The organism is Paraburkholderia sp. BR13444 (assembly GCF_040948755.1).
GTDB classification, from domain to species: Bacteria; Pseudomonadota; Gammaproteobacteria; order Burkholderiales; family Burkholderiaceae; genus Paraburkholderia; species Paraburkholderia youngii.
This window is the reverse complement of the sequence record NZ_JBFPKM010000022.1, coordinates 108,768-123,509: the sequence shown is the minus strand read 5'-3', so window position 1 is coordinate 123,509 and position 14,742 is coordinate 108,768. Positions and strand designations below refer to the sequence as shown.

The following is a 14,742-nucleotide window of genomic DNA, read 5'->3' as shown; positions in this document are numbered from 1 at the left end:
TACCTGGAGAGCATCATTCGTGAGCGCCAGAAAGAGCCGGGTACGGACCTGATCAGCGCGATAGTGAATGGAACCGTATTCGACCGGCCCCTCACGGAGCAAGAGATCCGCGGCATGATGGTGAACGGCATCTTTGGCGGACTCGACACTGTCGCGTCCACCATGGGCTTTGCGGTGCTCTATCTCGCTCGTAATCCCGCGCATCGTCGTCAGCTGGCGGAACACCCGGAACTGGCGGGCAACGCGGTGGAGGAATTGCTGCGCATGTTCGCGCCTTCGAGCACAGGCCGGGTGATGACGCGCGACTTCGAATACAAGGGCCTGCATTTCAAAGCGGGCGATCGGGTGTACGTCCGTCCGCTGCTACACGGTATGGACGAGCGCAAGTTCAAGTGCCCGATGCATGCAGACTTCGCACGTGCCAATGCTTCGCAACATGCGGCCTTCGGCAACGGTCCTCATCGCTGCGCCGGTGCGCTCCTTGCGCGCAGTGAGATTCGCGTGTTTCTCGAGGAGTGGTTTAAGCGCATTCCCGACTTCTCGTTGGATCCGCATGGGGAAATCAGCTTCGAAGCGGGAATGGTGAACTGCGTGACGCGTGTATCGCTTTTGTGGGATTCCGACGCTAAGCGCGCAGTCAACTGATGCAAGATCAAAGAGCGTGAGTGACACTGGCGCCGGTGTTGAACACCATCGGCGCCAGGCCCGCTCCATTACGCCAGGTTAGCGCTCGGCGTCTGCATGATCAGGCTTCTTGCAGAAATGCAATGCTCTCCTGATTGAATCTCTCGGGCTGTTCATACTGTGCCCAGTGGTCACAGCCCTTGATTTCCACGAGCTGCGCGTTCGGTACGGTCCTGGCGATCGCATGGGCGTTGCTGAGAAACATATTGGGCGCATCAACGGCAGCGATCACCTGCACAGGCAGGGTCAGGCTGCGCCACGCTTCCTCGCTGAGGGCCTGGCCGCCCAGTGAGAAGGCCAGAAGACGGGGCATGGCGGCCTTCATGCGCGGGTCGCGGTAAATCTCTAGGCGCACGCCAACCAGTTCGTCGGACAGTGCCTCCGGGTCCAGAAGCAGCGCTTTCAAGGCAGCGGAAACAGTTTCCCAGCCAGGTTCGGCCGCGGCGGAAGAACGGCTCTTGCGCACACCTTCGGCAAAGCGTCGCTCCTCTTCCGGATCGACGATGATGCCCGCGGGGGCCACCAGCACCAGCTTGTCGACACGAGCCGGATGGGCCAATGCCAGTGCCGCGCCCACCCAGGCGCCCAGAGACACGCCGACAACCGCGGCTCTCGCGATACCCATGGCGTCCATGAAGCCCCGCACGTGCTCGACGTAGTCCTCGATCAGGTAGTCGTAATCGGGCTTGTCGGTCCAGCCGCAGCCCAGCATGTCCAGACCGATGACCCGGAAATGGCCGGCATACGCCGCATAGTTCGCGCCGAAATTCTCCAGACTGCCCGCCGTGCCATGCAGCAGAATCACCACCGGCGCATCGGCCGGACCGGCTTCCAGATAGCGCGTATCGACATCCGCGACATCGACCCACGCCAGTTGGTGGGGCGTCTTGAACAGGTGTTGCCAGATGCTGGTGTGCTTCTTCATTGTGCAGGCCTCGCCGTCAGGTCCACCGACAGGAAGCCGGTGACATTACTGTTGAATTCTTCCATCTTCTCGTAGGGCACCCACAGTCCACAGTTGCCATGGATATGGACGCGCGCCCGGGGAATGCGGGTCAACATGAACAGGGCATTGTCGTAGTTGATCGTCTGGTTATTACGTCCCCAGATGACGAGCGTCTCGGCCTGAATCTTGTGCAGGTCCTGCCACAACGGCTCCAGTGTCTGCCCCGGCTTGCCGCCGTGACCTTCCGGCGCCTGATTCATGAACTCGGGCTCGATACTCGCCTCGTAGCGTTCGCGGATCACCTCGTCGGTGAGGATCGTCGGGTCGTAGACGAGCCGCTCGAGATTGGCACGCATGCGCTCCATACTCGGACCTTCGCCGGCGTAGTAATTGTGCGTATCCGGCCTGGGCGGCATGGGCTGGAAAAGCGATAGCCCGCCGGGCGCACTGATCACCACCAAGCGATCGATCAGCTCCGGATAGTCGATCGCCATCTTCAAGGCTACCGAACCGCCGGTCGCCAGACCCATTACATGCGCGTTGGCGATGCCCAGCGCCTCGAGCATGTCGCGGAAGGTGCGCGCATAGAAACTGGTGCGCGGCCCCTCGATCCGCGGCTTGTCGGATTTGCCGTAGCCCGGCAGGTCGACGATGAGCGTGCGGAAATGGCGCGACAACGCCTCCAGGTTGCGGCCGAAGTTCCCCCAGCCGAAAGCACCTGGCGCACCGCCATGAATGCACAGCAGGACGGGCCCTGTACCGGCCTCGTGATAGTGCACCTTGACGGCGCCCGCCTGCACGAATTTCGAAGTGTTGTCTCTTGTCAGCATCATTGAAGTGTCATCCCAATCGTTATTCGCCCGCGGCCTTCATTGCCGGGTAGCGCCCAAGCAGCAGGATCGCGGCAGCGCCGACGACGCACGCAACCAGCGAGACTTCGTGCACCAGCGCATATGAGCCCAGGCGGTCGAATGCAAGGCCGTACAGGAACGGGCCGGCCGCGCCGCCCAGCGTCGCCGCGCCGAACAGGCAGCCGTAAATCGAGCCGAACGAGCGATTGCCGAAATACTTGCGCGCGAGGAACGGAATCAGATCCCCTTCCGAGCCCGTCGAAATGCCGAGCAGCAACGCCGCCAGAATGATCAACGCCGGCACGTGCGCGGCGCCAGTGAGGAAAATCGCAAAACCCACCGCGCCGACAAAAAAGGCGGCACAGGCCACGAATGGAGCAAACACGCGGTCGAGCACTGCGCCAAGCCCTACCCGCGCAATCGCGAGACCCGCACCGACGAAGCCCGCCGCCTGTGCGCCGACATCGTGTCCAAGCCCCCGGTCGCTAACGAACGGAGCAAGATGCACGAAGCCACCAAGAATCGCGCTCGAAATCAGGAACATGACGATCGCGAGCAGCCAGAAGCGATAGCCGCGCACCGCTTCGCCGAGCGTAAGCCCCGGGTCGACCGATGCCGCCGCCCTTGCATCCGCGGCAAAGTACTTCTGTTCCGGCAGATTGCGGAACATCAGCCGATGCGCCACGAAGCCGAGCACCAGCACGACCAGCGCGCTCGCGCCAAACCAATGGCGCCAGTCCATCATCACGCCCAGCCGGTTCGCGGCGATGGGTGCGAAGAAGCCACCCACACCGGTACCGATCATCGCGAACCCGAACGCCATGCCGAGGCGCTTGTCGAAGACGCGCGGCAGTACGCCCAGGTAGCCTGCGGGCGTGGTCCCCGAGCCGAGAAAGCCGATCAGGAAACCGACCGCGGCGAAATAGGCGTGATTAGCCGGCGCAACTGCAAGCGCAGCCAGCGAAACCGCGAGAAGCGCGATCGAACCCGCGACGACCTTGCTCCAGCCCAGCCGATCGGCAAGAAAGCCGACTGCCGGCGCTCCTAGCGTCGTCCCGATCAGCGAGAACATCGGCAGCACCGCCACGTCGGAGCGGCCCCAGCCAAAGGTCGCCGCCATGGGCTTCAGAAACACGCCCGCGACGCTGAAAAACAGCGGCCCGAAGCCGAACATCAGGCCGATGGCGGCACCACAAACGATCCACAGGCCCGCGGATCGGGTCATCTTCGACGATGCTTCGAGCGAGGGCATCATTTTCGTGCCAAGAGGACTGCTGCTCATAATCTTCTCTCCTTCTTAAAACACGTGGCGAATGCCGAGTTGCACGATCGTTTGCGTCCGCGTCGACGATGCACCCACACCGTTGGGCATCGTCGGCGACTGCGAATACGGCGTCACCGCATAGAAATTTCCTGCCACTTTCGCGCCCGCAAACGCGTGCTGCCAGGTGCCGACCGTGAACAGGTCGGTGCGTTTCGACAGCCGATAGTCGACACCGAGAGTCCCGATGTTGTACTTGCCGAGCTTGCGCTGATCGACATAGGCGAGGCCCGCGCCTACCAGGAAATCCGGCGCCGGATGCCAGCTCAGTCCGCCTTCATAGGCGTTCACGGTCACCGTGCCGAGCGGAGTGTCAGACGCGTTGGTATAGGTGTACACGCCGTTGATGGCGAAATTGCCGAGCTTCACGAGTCCGCCGAGGGCCGCGGTGTAGATCGATTTCGCACCCAGCGCATATTGGGCGATCGTGCCCGCTCCCGGTACGCTATAGCCGCCGTCGACTTTCGTGAATGCCGCGCCGAACGAATAGGGCGCATTGAAGCTGCCGGTCGGGCTGTACTTGAGGCCCACGCTGATCGTCCGGGGCGCCGTTGGGGAGCCGCCGAACGCGCCTGCCGTATTGCTGAAGCCATACATTGCGCCGGCGCCGAAACCGGCGATGTTCGGGGTCTCGTAGCGAACCATGTTGTGCACCTGCTCGCCCGCCAGCCGGTCGATGTCGTAGCCGAGATGGAACGAGTACACGCCGCCGAACTGTGCCGTGTTCGTGTAGAACGTCACGTAGTCGTAGATGAAGTCGTAGTCGTTACCGGCGATCAGCGTACCGAACCGGTCGCTCGACAGGCCGACGAATGCGCGCCGCCCGAACAGCGCGCCACCCTGCCCGGCAGCACCCGAATTGACGTCGAAGCCGTTTTCCAGCGTGAAGACGGCTCGCAGGCCGCCCCCCAGGTCCTCCTTGCCCGTCAAGCCCCAGCGGTCCGACGCGACCACGCCGCTGTCCATCTTGAAGGTGCTGTGGCCGCCCTGGTTGCTGATGTAGCTGAGGCCGTCATCGATGATGCCGTAAAGCGTGACACTGCTTTGCGCATGCGCGGCCCCTGCGAACATCGCAGCAAAAGTCGCCGCCAATACTCGATACTTCATTGCTGCTGTCTCCTGATTGGCGGTCGTGCCGCCATTTTTTAATTTGCAGAACTAGTGATGGGGATGCCGACCTGCTCCATCAGGCCGGCCTTGTATCAGCCGCCCATCAGCTGCCTCGCCTGCTTCACCCACTGGTCCTGCATCATAAAGGTCGGATTGGCGCGCACCGCGCGCTCCACCCCGGCGAGGATTTCCTCATCGGACTGGGTCAGGTCCAGCGGCAGGCTGACCGGCTGGCTGACATACCAGGGCGTGTCGCAATAGATTTCCATCTGATTGCCTTCTGGATCGAGCACGTAGAGGCTCAGCGAGTTGCCGTGACTCTTGACCTGGGTAATCTTGCGATCTTCATTCTGCGCCCGCTTGTAATAGGCTTTCAGCTCGGGCAGCCCATCGACCATGAACGACAGCTGATTAATGATGGATTTGCTGCCGGGTTCACGCCCGGCCACGAACACGATCTGATGATGTTCGGTGGGGTCCGAGCTCAGGAATACGCCCTTGCCGACAGGCCCGCTACCCTCGTCCGTCTTCACCAGGCCAAACCATCGCTGGTAAAACTCCACCATCCTGTCGACATCGATGACATGGATGCCGACGTGTTTGAATCTGGCCTTGAGTGCCTGTGACATGCTGAGTCTCCTGTTAGATGGGTCGTTTTGGTATTTGATCGACGGGCCGTCGTCCGTGGCACTCCATGAGCCAAGGTTACGGGCCCGAAACTCTACGACAAAGCAACATTTTCGCGGCTTGAATGACTTCAGATCATCCAGGCGCCTTCATTACATTCACGTCGACAGCGCCAGGGCCTCTCGTCCATGTCCCCGCACGATCAAAACCCTGCCGACGTAGCCGAGCACGCCGCACACGCCGATGGTCCAGCCCATGCCGGCCGGCGAGATCCCCGGAAACAGTCCGACGACGAAGCTCGCCAGCGCGCCGAAGGCGAGCTGGGTCGCGCCGAACAGCGCCGCTGCCGCGCCGGCATTGTCTGGATAGCGCGACATCAGATCGGTCGCGCAATTGGCGGAAAGCAGTCCCACCACGCCGATGACACAGCACAGTCCGGCCACCATCGACCACAGCCCGCCCCACCCGGTCAAGCATGCAAACGCGACGAACAGTGCTGCGCCAGACGAGAGCGTCGATGCGGCGGAAATCATCCGCAACACGCCGAACCGGCCGACATAGCGCGTGTTCAGAAAGTTGCCGGCCATGATGCCGAGCACATTCAGTGCGAAGAACAGGCCATAGTGCTGCGGCGAGATATGGAAATACTGGATATAGACGAACGGCGTCTCCGTGATGTAGGTGAACATCGCGGCAAACACCATCCCGCCGCACAGCAGATGCCCCCAGACGGCCGGATCGCGCAGCAGCCGCCCGTATGCGGCGAACGACTGCAACACGGCCTGGTTAGCGCGCTTCTCCCGCGGCCACGTTTCCGGCACACGCAGCCACGCGGCCACTGAACAGAACGCGCCGAACAGCGTCAGTGCGACGAATACCGTACGCCAGTCGCCGAGCAGCAGCAGTTGCCCCCCGATCAACGGCGCGAGCAGCGGTCCGACCGAGGTGACCAGCGCGACCATCGACAGCACTTTCGACGCTTCGCCGGGCTCGTGCGCATCACGCGCGATGGTCCGCGCAAGCACCGAGGCAGCGCCTGCCCCGAGCGCTTGCAAAAAGCGCATCACTATGAGCTGGTTAATGGAGGCCGAGAGCCAGCATGCAACGCTGGCGACAACGAACAGGCCGAGACCGGCGAGCAGCACCGGACGTCGCCCGTACGCGTCGGAGATCGGACCGTACAGCACCATGCCGATCGAGAACCCGGCGATAAAAGCCGTCAGCGTTGCCGCCGCAGCGGCGGCCGGGACGCCGAACGATGCGGCAATCGCCGGCAGGCTCGGCAGATAGATATCGGTCCCGAGCGGACCGCAGGCGGCAAGCGCGCCAAGCAACAGGATCAGCCGCCGATCCGGCCGGCGTCGAGTCAGGTGGGGCATCGCAGTTCCGTTGGAAGCGGTTCGGTTCGTACTCGCCAGAAAAAACCGGCGGGCGGGCACACTCACTGCACGCCATCAGATCGCGGCATCGCGACTCACGAATCCGCCTTCGCCGTTGATTTCAACCGGTGCCAGCGCTCCCCTGCTGGCGGCCAGCGCGTTTTGCTCGCGCTGCTTGAGCCGGTTTTCAGGCGTCTCCCAGCTACGCTCGTGCCCCCACAGGCTCATGCACCAGAGCTCCTCTGGCTTCCAGCTTTCACGATCGATCAGCCGGCCACCCCACCCTGTTTCGATGAGAAATCCACCGGGCGTCTTCGAATAGAAAGACAGCATGTGGTCATTCCCGTGTCGGCCGAGACTCGTCTGGATCATGCCCGGCATGGTCAACGCCTTGTCGTATAGCCGGCCGACATCGTCCATGAACTTGTATTCGACCATCACGTGATGCAGGAATCTGGCAGGGGTTTTGACCAGCGCCAGCGAGTGATGCCGCTCATTGGCATGGATAAAGCGCACCTTGATGTCCCCTTCCATATAGTCGGTCAGGCCGAAGCCGAGCACCTTCATGTAGAAGTATTCCATCTCCTCCAGAAGCGGAGTGCCGATGACAACGTGGCCGAACCCCAGCGAACCGGTACGGAAGCCTCCGATCGGGCGGCCCGGCTTGAAGGGGCTCGCGTCGGTACTACGTCCAACGAAAAATTCGACACGATTGCCGTCTGGGTCAGATGCCCACAACATGCGCTGCACGCTGCGTTCGCACCGCTCTGCAGCGTTGCTTTCGTGCACTGGAATACCCGCCGCGGTCATTTCCTCATGCACCGCCTCCAAGGCTTCCAGGCTGTCGACCTTCATGCCGATAAACCCGACGCCATTGCGCTGCGCCGGACGCACGAACAGACGCCAGGCATATTCATCCATGCGCAGGCCGAGACACTCCTGATCCAGCGAACGGACTTCGAATCCGATGTAGTTCGTTGCGAACGCACGCCACTCGTCCATGTTGGTGGCGTCGATGCCCAGATAGCCGATTTCCTGGATTTGCAATTTGAATCCCCTGTCAATTTGGTGCGCCGTGATGCTCGCGCGGCAGTCCTTGCGTCATCGCGTATTCGCCATTGCTGAACGTCAGGGGCTTGCCGTCGAAATGCGCGTATTGCTTGACCTCGCCGATCAGGATCAGGTGATCGCCGGCTTCCTGGACGGAAACGCGCTGGCATTCCAGCTGCGCAACCGCACCGTAGATCAACGGCGCACCGCCGAGCCCCGCCACCCACGACACCAGCTCGAACTTCTGCGGATGACTCGTGCAGAACCACTGCGACACCTGGACCTGGTCATGCGCGAGCATGTTCACCACGAAATGCTCTGCGCTCCTGAAAGCCTCGACATTTCTCGACTCGCGCCGGATCGACCACAGGATCAATGGCGGGTCCAGCGAGACAGAGGCGAAGGAATTCACCGTCATGCCGACCGGACCGCCGTCATGACTGGCCGTGATCACCGTCACCCCAGTCGGGTACTGACCAAGGCAGCGTCGGAATGAGCGGCTGTCATCCAGCGGGCGGCCACGCTCCAGCAGGGCCCACCGCTGCTTGTCCGCGACGAATTGCTGTTGAATCATCATTGCGTTTTCGCTCCGTGATGTCTGCGGGATTAGCGCCAATAGGCGGCAGTGGCGAAGTCGTTGACCTTGAATTCGGGCGCCGGCAGACCCAGAAGCGCCCGCGAATAAGCGCTCGCCGCGAGCTCCTTGCCGCCGGTGCCGTGCGTGCGCGCCGCCATCAGGTTGCGGAAGATCAGCTGCATCGGATTGGAGCTCTGCGAAGCCACTGCGCCGACCATCGGCCAGATGTCATGCAGGACATCGAAGCAGGCGGCGAACGAATCGGCCGATTCGAAGCGCACGCGCAGACGCTCCAGATGCGAAATCGGTTCGCCCTTGCAGGCTTGATCGAAAATATGCCGCCAGTTGTTCAGGGTCCGCGTGCGAATGTCGTTGATGCGGGTCAACGCGTCCGCGAGCTTCAGATGGAGGATGGGGTTTTCGGCCAGGCGTGCCCCGGTGCCCATCTTCGTATAGCGATTGCGGGACTGTTCAAGAAACAGGTTCACGCCTTCCAGCGCCGTGCCGATCACGGTATTGGCAGCCGTCGCGTAGAACACCGTCATCCACGACACGCCGCGATACAGCGGTGTCTGGATCGCCTCGTAGCCAGGGTTGATGTCGTTGACGACATCGACCATCACGTGGATGCGGTGATTCGGCACGAACACCTTGTTCGCCGTGACCGCCTTGCTGCCGGTGCCGCGCAGGCCCTGCACGTCCCAGCTGTCGTGGTCGATGACCAGGTCCTTGATCGGCACCAGGAAATTGCGCTCACCACCGCCGAGCACGACATAGTGCGCAAAATCGACGCCACTGGAGAAGGTCCATCTGCCATCGAGGATATAGCCGCCCTCGGTCGGTTCGGTCTTGCCGAGCGGCGCGTAAGAGCTGGAGGCACGGGCGTCCGGACCAAAGACGCCCCAGAAATCCTCGTGCATCTGCGGGTCCATCGCCGCGATTTCGAGGTTGTGGCAGACGATCTGGCCGGCGATCCACGCCGCGGAACTGTCGCATTGGGCAATGCGCATCAGGCCGTCGTAGAAGTCCGCCGGAGAGAGTTCCAGGCCGCCGTATTGCAGCGGCGTGAGGCTGCGGAACACGCCGGCATCGAGCATGGCCTCGACGCTGGCGTCTGCAACGCGACACTCGCGCTCGGACTGCTCGCGGCCTGCGCGCAGCACCGGAAGGATCGCGTCGACAGCCTTCAGGAATGCCTCGCCCGCTTTCAGCGCGCGCTGGCGGTACGCTTCGCCCTCGGTGGCCGTGAAGGGTTGGGTTTCAATCACTGCGTTCATGTCGTCTCTATCGATGTAGTTCGAGTGAGCACAGTGTAGGTGGGGTAAGTACCCGATCTAAAACGATTCCTTGTACGTTAGAATGAGTTCAACTCATGCAAGAACGTTTGAAATGAAGCGCCTTCCCTCTCTGACAGCCGTCAGATATTTCGAGGTCGCTGCCCGCCTGCAAAGCTTTACCGCGGCGGCCGCCGAACTCCACGTGACCCAGGGCGCGATCAGCCGCATGATCCAGACGCTCGAGGAACAACTCGAGGTTCGCCTGTTCGAACGCAATGGCCGCTGGATTTCACTGACACCCGTCGGCAGGACCTATCACGAACAGATTACGGTGGGCCTGAACCAGATTGCCGAGGCGGGCAGCCGGCTGAAGGAAAGCGCAGACCAGTCGACGCTGATCCTTTCCGTCAACGTTGGCTTCACCCTCTGGCTGGTCCAAAACATCAGCGAGTTCCGCGCCAAATTCCCCGATATCCAGGTGGACGTGCTGGCCGAGGAACTCAAGGAACTTGATTACGACGCGCCCGTCCATGCCCGCATCCGTTATGGCTCACCCCCGTGGCCCGGTTACGATTCGATCTGCCTGCTCGACACGACCGAGGCGGGTGTGGTTTGCTCGCCGCGCATGAAGCAGCAGGTCGATGTGCATGAACCCGCTGACTTGCTCACGGCCCCGTTGCTGAGCATTGCCGGCACGCGCGAAGAACCTTGGCAGAAGTTTTTCGAACAGCACGGGCTTCAGATGCCAAGCCTTGGCAAATCACCGCGCTTTCTGCAGATGCTGATGATGCGCGAAGCCGCCATGTCAGGCCTCGGCTTCGGATTGGTGCCCTTGTTCCTGTTTCAGCAGGACTTTCGGGACGGGCGGTTGGTGCAGGCCATCCCGCACACATGCACCATCCAACACGGGTACCACCTCCTTTACCGTAAGGGGGAGGACCTCAACCCGAAACTCAAGATTTTCAAGAAGTGGCTGTTGGCGCGGCTTCGAGCGTCGATATGAGCGCGTGGCCAGGGACACTGCGCACGGCATTGTCGAGTCAGCGACTATAGGTTGAGTCGCGCTGACTGGGTGTAGGCATCCTGATCAAATAGCGTTGAGGCGGGCTTCTGCTACGCCGCAGAGTTGCCATGCCGTGAAGCGCGCCTCGATGGCAATCTTACTGAACCAACCGGGGCATCATGATCGTCCCATAGTTGGGGCCGATGCCGTCCATCTGGCTGTTTTTGCAGTAGTTCGGATCGTTGCCCATCTGAACGGTGATCAGTGCGTTGGTGCCGCTGCCTGTCTCGTTCAGGATGTGCAGGCACCCGAATGCGACGATCGGCGGAGTACTCCCCTGTCCCCCCGTAACATTGCTCACCACGGCTACCGTCACCCAGGCACAACTACCCGCCGAACCCGCCGGGACCTGACTACAGGTTCCAACATTGTGGAACGCATTGCTATTCAGGCCCGTTTCAAGATAGATCGGTTGGCCGATAGACATCGAGCTCGCGTTTCCGCTCGTCATCAACCCGACTATGGCGTCGGAACCAAGCTGGCTGTTAGCAGAAGAGAGGGACGTCCATTGTCCTGCGTTGCAATTGGCGGCCTGGTACGACGCTCTGATCCCGAAGATGTACGGTTGGCCGATCGTCTGCGGAATAGGCGTGCCGTTGTTGGCCGCTTGGGGGTCGGTTGTACTGGTAGCAAGCTTGGGGGAGTTGGTCGCCGAATTCCAGTAGGAGTTGTACAGGCATTGCGACATCACGATCGGGAACAGTGCCCCAACTTCAGCGGTTCCCGGACTAGCCACGACCGCAGTCGCCGTCGCACTCGTCTTCAGCGACGCGATGTTCAGTACTTGCGCCAGATACATCGGGACGCTCCCGTTGGAGTCGGTCCCATCCTTGTGCACCGTCACCTGGACCGCAGGCACGATCTTTCCGCTTGCTACCGGCACGGTGGCCTGGGAGACACCAGCCGCAACATTGGTCACATTCACATAGCCCGTGGTGACATCCGACGTATGCAACTGCACGGCCGCCCCCTGCACGTTGTTCTTCGGCCCGAACGAAACAGCCACGGTCTGCGAGTCGTTCCAATCCGGATTGGCGGCGCTCGCGTTGTTGCAGCTAGCGTTGCTGGCCTGGGTATAGAGGCACTGTGCCCCTGCAAGCGCCGCGGCGTCCGCGGCAGTCTGTGCCTGAGTGCGGGCCACCATCAGGTTGCCAATGTCGATCGCGAGCGCCGCGAAGCTGAGGAGCATAAGCAGCAGCAGGGCGACCATGATGGCCACCGCGCCCTTCTGCTTCTTCATCGATTTTGCGCGGCGCTGAGTACGCAGGGTATGGACGTTACGCATGATGTTCTTCTTATTCGTTATTCATCGTGGCCGTGGAGCTCAACGTGATCGGCCCAGTCAACGGGTTCATCAGGGGGCCGAGCAACAACCCCGTGAACGTGTACGAGACCTTGACCGCCAACGCGGTGCCGAACGACCCGCCTGCGTTGGTCACCGAGACCGATGGCGCGGGGTGTTTCGCCGCAAACGAAATCAGGTACGAGGACGTATAGCCGGTCACGACGCTCGTAATGTCCGTGGTCGTGGGTCTGGGACTCGTTAGCACGATGCCCGCCCGCGCGCCCTCCCTGGCGGCGTTGGTGATGACAGCCTGGTCGTACAGAGCCAGGCCGAACTCGACGATTCCGAACACAATCAGCAACAGAAGCGGAAGTACGAGCGCGGTTTCGACGGCCACCACACCCTTTTGCTTTTTCTTCAGGTTCATCATTTGACTCCGTAGGCGGTCACGCAACATTCGCCGACCGCATCCTGTTCGCTAAAGCTTGCGCTCTGCTCCGGACGCTGATTCGGTGGACGCGATCTTGTATTTCGCAACGGCGCGGCTAGCGCCAGGAAATCGAAGTTGGGGTGACTGAACGGCAACGAGCCAGCACACATCGAGGTAACATCGATGACGTGGCAGGTTTGAAATATGATGGAATCGCGACGGTGCTCTTCGCTTGATTTCTCATGATGTCCCCCGACGATGAGTGCCACACTCCGCATGTGATTGCTGAATGCGAAGGGCCTCGGGAAGCCATCTGGTTGTCATTTTGGCTTCCGTTTATAGCTTCAAAGCATACGGGCCAAAGCGGGAAATTCTGCGCGCTGCCGCACAATTCTTCTGCAATAGCGGCAAGGCGGCGATCGACGACAACCCATTGGAATGGTTCACCTCCCCCTATGAGCAACAGGATCGCGCGGCTTTTCCGGCATCTGACGTCAGGCGTATATGTGATCGGCGTAGCGGACGGCGAGCGCCGCAATGCGTTCACCGCAAGCTCGGTGATGCAGGTTTCGTTTGCACCATTGCTCGTCGCGCTCGGCATCAGTCCCGAGCATCAGTCGTACGAACTGCTGCGCAGCGGCGCGGTGTTTGCGATCAGCGTGCTGCGCGCGGATCAACAGAAGCTCGCCGAGCACTTCGGCACGCAGTCGGGCCGCGCCGTCGACAAGCTCGCGACGACTCGCTGGCGTACCGGCGTGACCGGCGCGCCGCTATTGGTCGATGCGCTCGCGCATTTCGAGTGCCGGGTGGTCGATGACATCGCGGCGGGAGATCATCGGGTGGTGATCGGGCGTGTCGTCGATGGCGCGCTAGCCGGCGCGGGCGGAAAACCGCTGATCTATGCGCAGACCGGCAATCTCGATATGAGCGAGGACCTTTATCCCGGGACGTTTTCGTAATGGGTGGCGCGCTGGCTGTTCAATGCCAGTGCCCGCCATGTCCGCCGTGCCAGTGGCCGTAGTAGCCGCCATGATGATAGCCGCCGCCCCAGTAGCCTCCGATTACCACTGACGGCCCCCACCATCCGTAGTAGCCAGCCCATGGATAACCGTATGGGTAGCCGTAGGGATACCCGTAATAGCCCGGATAACCGTAATACCCGGGATAGCCGTAGTAAGCAGGCGCAGGAACCGCGACATAGGTGCAATCCTGTCCCGACAACGGCAAATCGTTTGGGGCCGGATTCGCGCCGGCCGTCCCGCTTGCCGGCGTGGGCGCGTTGCCGGTCGCGGATTCCGTGGCGGCAGTGGCCGCCCCGCTGGTGCAGGCGTAGTAACCACCCGCTCCCGGATAGTATGAATAGGGACCGTAATAGACGCAGCCACACAGCGCAAATACGCCCGCCACGCCAGTGCATAGACCAACGATTCCACAACGCATGATCGCTCCCCCTCTGCGGGCGCAGCGCAGCCGTCTCGACACGGCATGGTTTTATTCTAGTCGTCGAATCCTGCATCAGGTACGCGTCTTGCGCAGCACAGGTATTCCGTGGAAATCAGGAGTTTCGACATGAACCTGCCCGATCCTCTCGACCCGAACGCCTCCTCGACTCCCGCACAGCCGGCCACCGGCGCACGGATCGCCGGCGGTGGCGTTGGCGATGGTCCCGGCCCCGAAGTAATGGCCGCCGCCACGCTCGACGGCAACAAGGTACTGTCTTCCGACGGCCAGGACCTCGGCAAGATTTCCGACATCATGCTCGACGTGCGCAGCGGCCGCATCGCGTATGCGGTGCTGACGGAGGGCGCCATTCTCGGCATCGGCGGCACCTTGCACGCGATCCCCTGGCGCGCGCTGACGCTCGACACGGACCGCAAGTGTTTCCAGCTGGACGCCACGGCCGAGCAGGTGAAAAGCTCGCCGGGCTTCGACAAGGACCATTGGCCGGCGATGGCCGATCGCGCATGGGGCGCGTCGGTCCACCAGTTCTATCATCGCGAACCGTACTGGGAAGCCACACGCGGTGTCGTCGAAAGCGATCCCGCCGCACGTATCGATCCGACCACCGGGATCTGAAGACCCTCGTCCCGGCGCTCCAGCACCGCTATCTCACGCACGCCACCGTCTTGCGACGAGCACACG

16 protein-coding genes are annotated in these 14,742 nt (G+C 61.7%); 4 read left to right on the top strand and 12 right to left on the bottom strand.

Annotated elements, in window-relative coordinates:
• The coding region (locus AB3X95_RS36165; RefSeq protein ID WP_368623769.1) for a cytochrome P450 at nt 1–645 on the top strand (645 nt) is incomplete at its 5' end.
• A 100-nt stretch (nt 646–745) separates the two neighbouring features.
• On the opposite strand, the gene AB3X95_RS36160 is transcribed toward AB3X95_RS36165, so the two are convergent.
• The 9 genes from AB3X95_RS36160 to AB3X95_RS36120 form a co-directional block, all read right to left on the bottom strand.
• Nucleotides 746–1,609 carry an alpha/beta fold hydrolase gene (locus tag AB3X95_RS36160; RefSeq protein WP_368623768.1) on the bottom strand — a complete coding sequence of 288 codons (864 nt, stop codon included), beginning with the start codon at nt 1,607–1,609 and terminating at the stop codon, nt 746–748.
• Nucleotides 1,606–2,463: an alpha/beta fold hydrolase gene (locus tag AB3X95_RS36155; protein ID WP_184227092.1), complete on the bottom strand. Its 858-nt coding sequence runs from the start codon at nt 2,461–2,463 to the stop codon at nt 1,606–1,608. Before AB3X95_RS36155 ends, AB3X95_RS36160 begins: the two co-directional genes overlap by 4 nt.
• Before the next feature lie 19 nt (nt 2,464–2,482).
• A complete protein-coding gene (locus AB3X95_RS36150; protein WP_184227091.1) occupies nt 2,483–3,763 on the bottom strand; it encodes an MFS transporter in 1,281 nt (426 codons plus the stop codon).
• 15 nt (nt 3,764–3,778) lie between these two features.
• The gene (locus AB3X95_RS36145; protein ID WP_184227090.1) at nt 3,779–4,909 is read right to left on the bottom strand and encodes a porin; all 1,131 of its coding nucleotides are present in this window, start codon (nt 4,907–4,909) and stop codon (nt 3,779–3,781) included.
• 95 nt (nt 4,910–5,004) lie between these two features.
• Nucleotides 5,005–5,541: a VOC family protein gene (locus AB3X95_RS36140; protein WP_368623767.1), complete on the bottom strand. Its 537-nt coding sequence runs from the start codon at nt 5,539–5,541 to the stop codon at nt 5,005–5,007.
• Nucleotides 5,542–5,697: 156 nt separating this feature from the next.
• The gene (locus AB3X95_RS36135; RefSeq protein ID WP_176121398.1) at nt 5,698–6,918 is read right to left on the bottom strand and encodes a Bcr/CflA family multidrug efflux MFS transporter; all 1,221 of its coding nucleotides are present in this window, start codon (nt 6,916–6,918) and stop codon (nt 5,698–5,700) included.
• A gap of 75 nt (nt 6,919–6,993) precedes the next feature.
• Complete coding sequence (locus tag AB3X95_RS36130) at nt 6,994–7,965, bottom strand: VOC family protein (RefSeq protein WP_368623766.1); 972 nt, start codon at nt 7,963–7,965, stop codon at nt 6,994–6,996.
• A 13-nt stretch (nt 7,966–7,978) separates the two neighbouring features.
• On the bottom strand, nt 7,979–8,545 hold the full coding sequence (locus tag AB3X95_RS36125; protein WP_176367973.1) for a flavin reductase family protein: 567 nt from the start codon (nt 8,543–8,545) through the stop codon (nt 7,979–7,981).
• Between the two features lie 29 nt (nt 8,546–8,574).
• Nucleotides 8,575–9,822, bottom strand: coding sequence for an acyl-CoA dehydrogenase (locus AB3X95_RS36120; RefSeq protein ID WP_368623765.1), 1,248 nt, complete (start codon nt 9,820–9,822; stop codon nt 8,575–8,577).
• Nucleotides 9,823–9,934: 112 nt separating this feature from the next.
• On the opposite strand from AB3X95_RS36120, the gene AB3X95_RS36115 reads away from it, so the two are divergent.
• Nucleotides 9,935–10,825 carry a LysR substrate-binding domain-containing protein gene (locus tag AB3X95_RS36115; RefSeq protein WP_176367974.1) on the top strand — a complete coding sequence of 297 codons (891 nt, stop codon included), beginning with the start codon at nt 9,935–9,937 and terminating at the stop codon, nt 10,823–10,825.
• Nucleotides 10,826–10,982: 157 nt separating this feature from the next.
• On the opposite strand, the gene AB3X95_RS36110 is transcribed toward AB3X95_RS36115, so the two are convergent.
• Nucleotides 10,983–12,170, bottom strand: a complete 1,188-nt coding sequence (locus AB3X95_RS36110) for a pilus assembly protein TadG-related protein (RefSeq protein WP_368623764.1) — start codon at nt 12,168–12,170, stop codon at nt 10,983–10,985.
• 10 nt (nt 12,171–12,180) lie between these two features.
• Complete coding sequence (locus tag AB3X95_RS36105) at nt 12,181–12,597, bottom strand: TadE/TadG family type IV pilus assembly protein (protein ID WP_368623763.1); 417 nt, start codon at nt 12,595–12,597, stop codon at nt 12,181–12,183.
• A 458-nt stretch (nt 12,598–13,055) separates the two neighbouring features.
• On the opposite strand from AB3X95_RS36105, the gene AB3X95_RS36100 reads away from it, so the two are divergent.
• Nucleotides 13,056–13,559: a flavin reductase family protein gene (locus AB3X95_RS36100; RefSeq protein WP_368623762.1), complete on the top strand. Its 504-nt coding sequence runs from the start codon at nt 13,056–13,058 to the stop codon at nt 13,557–13,559.
• Nucleotides 13,560–13,578: 19 nt separating this feature from the next.
• Here AB3X95_RS36100 and AB3X95_RS36095 read toward each other — a convergent pair whose 3' ends face one another.
• A complete protein-coding gene (locus tag AB3X95_RS36095; protein WP_368623761.1) occupies nt 13,579–14,040 on the bottom strand; it encodes a hypothetical protein in 462 nt (153 codons plus the stop codon).
• Between the two features lie 129 nt (nt 14,041–14,169).
• On the opposite strand from AB3X95_RS36095, the gene AB3X95_RS36090 reads away from it, so the two are divergent.
• The gene (locus AB3X95_RS36090; protein ID WP_368623760.1) at nt 14,170–14,676 is read left to right on the top strand and encodes a PRC-barrel domain-containing protein; all 507 of its coding nucleotides are present in this window, start codon (nt 14,170–14,172) and stop codon (nt 14,674–14,676) included.
• The last annotated feature ends 66 nt before the right edge of the window (nt 14,677–14,742 follow it).

Coding starts and splice junctions, on each gene's coding strand:
- AB3X95_RS36100 (WP_368623762.1), top strand. CDS start 13,056: ATGAGCAACAGGATCGCGCGGCTTTTCCGGCATCTGACGTCAGGCGTA.
- AB3X95_RS36145 (WP_184227090.1), bottom strand. CDS start 4,909: ATGAAGTATCGAGTATTGGCGGCGACTTTTGCTGCGATGTTCGCAGGG.
- AB3X95_RS36095 (WP_368623761.1), bottom strand. CDS start 14,040: ATGCGTTGTGGAATCGTTGGTCTATGCACTGGCGTGGCGGGCGTATTT.
- AB3X95_RS36160 (WP_368623768.1), bottom strand. CDS start 1,609: ATGAAGAAGCACACCAGCATCTGGCAACACCTGTTCAAGACGCCCCAC.
- AB3X95_RS36110 (WP_368623764.1), bottom strand. CDS start 12,170: ATGCGTAACGTCCATACCCTGCGTACTCAGCGCCGCGCAAAATCGATG.
- AB3X95_RS36155 (WP_184227092.1), bottom strand. CDS start 2,463: ATGATGCTGACAAGAGACAACACTTCGAAATTCGTGCAGGCGGGCGCC.
- AB3X95_RS36140 (WP_368623767.1), bottom strand. CDS start 5,541: ATGTCACAGGCACTCAAGGCCAGATTCAAACACGTCGGCATCCATGTC.
- AB3X95_RS36090 (WP_368623760.1), top strand. CDS start 14,170: ATGAACCTGCCCGATCCTCTCGACCCGAACGCCTCCTCGACTCCCGCA.
- AB3X95_RS36105 (WP_368623763.1), bottom strand. CDS start 12,597: ATGAACCTGAAGAAAAAGCAAAAGGGTGTGGTGGCCGTCGAAACCGCG.
- AB3X95_RS36125 (WP_176367973.1), bottom strand. CDS start 8,545: ATGATGATTCAACAGCAATTCGTCGCGGACAAGCAGCGGTGGGCCCTG.
- AB3X95_RS36120 (WP_368623765.1), bottom strand. CDS start 9,822: ATGAACGCAGTGATTGAAACCCAACCCTTCACGGCCACCGAGGGCGAA.
- AB3X95_RS36115 (WP_176367974.1), top strand. CDS start 9,935: ATGAAGCGCCTTCCCTCTCTGACAGCCGTCAGATATTTCGAGGTCGCT.
- AB3X95_RS36135 (WP_176121398.1), bottom strand. CDS start 6,918: ATGCCCCACCTGACTCGACGCCGGCCGGATCGGCGGCTGATCCTGTTG.
- AB3X95_RS36150 (WP_184227091.1), bottom strand. CDS start 3,763: ATGAGCAGCAGTCCTCTTGGCACGAAAATGATGCCCTCGCTCGAAGCA.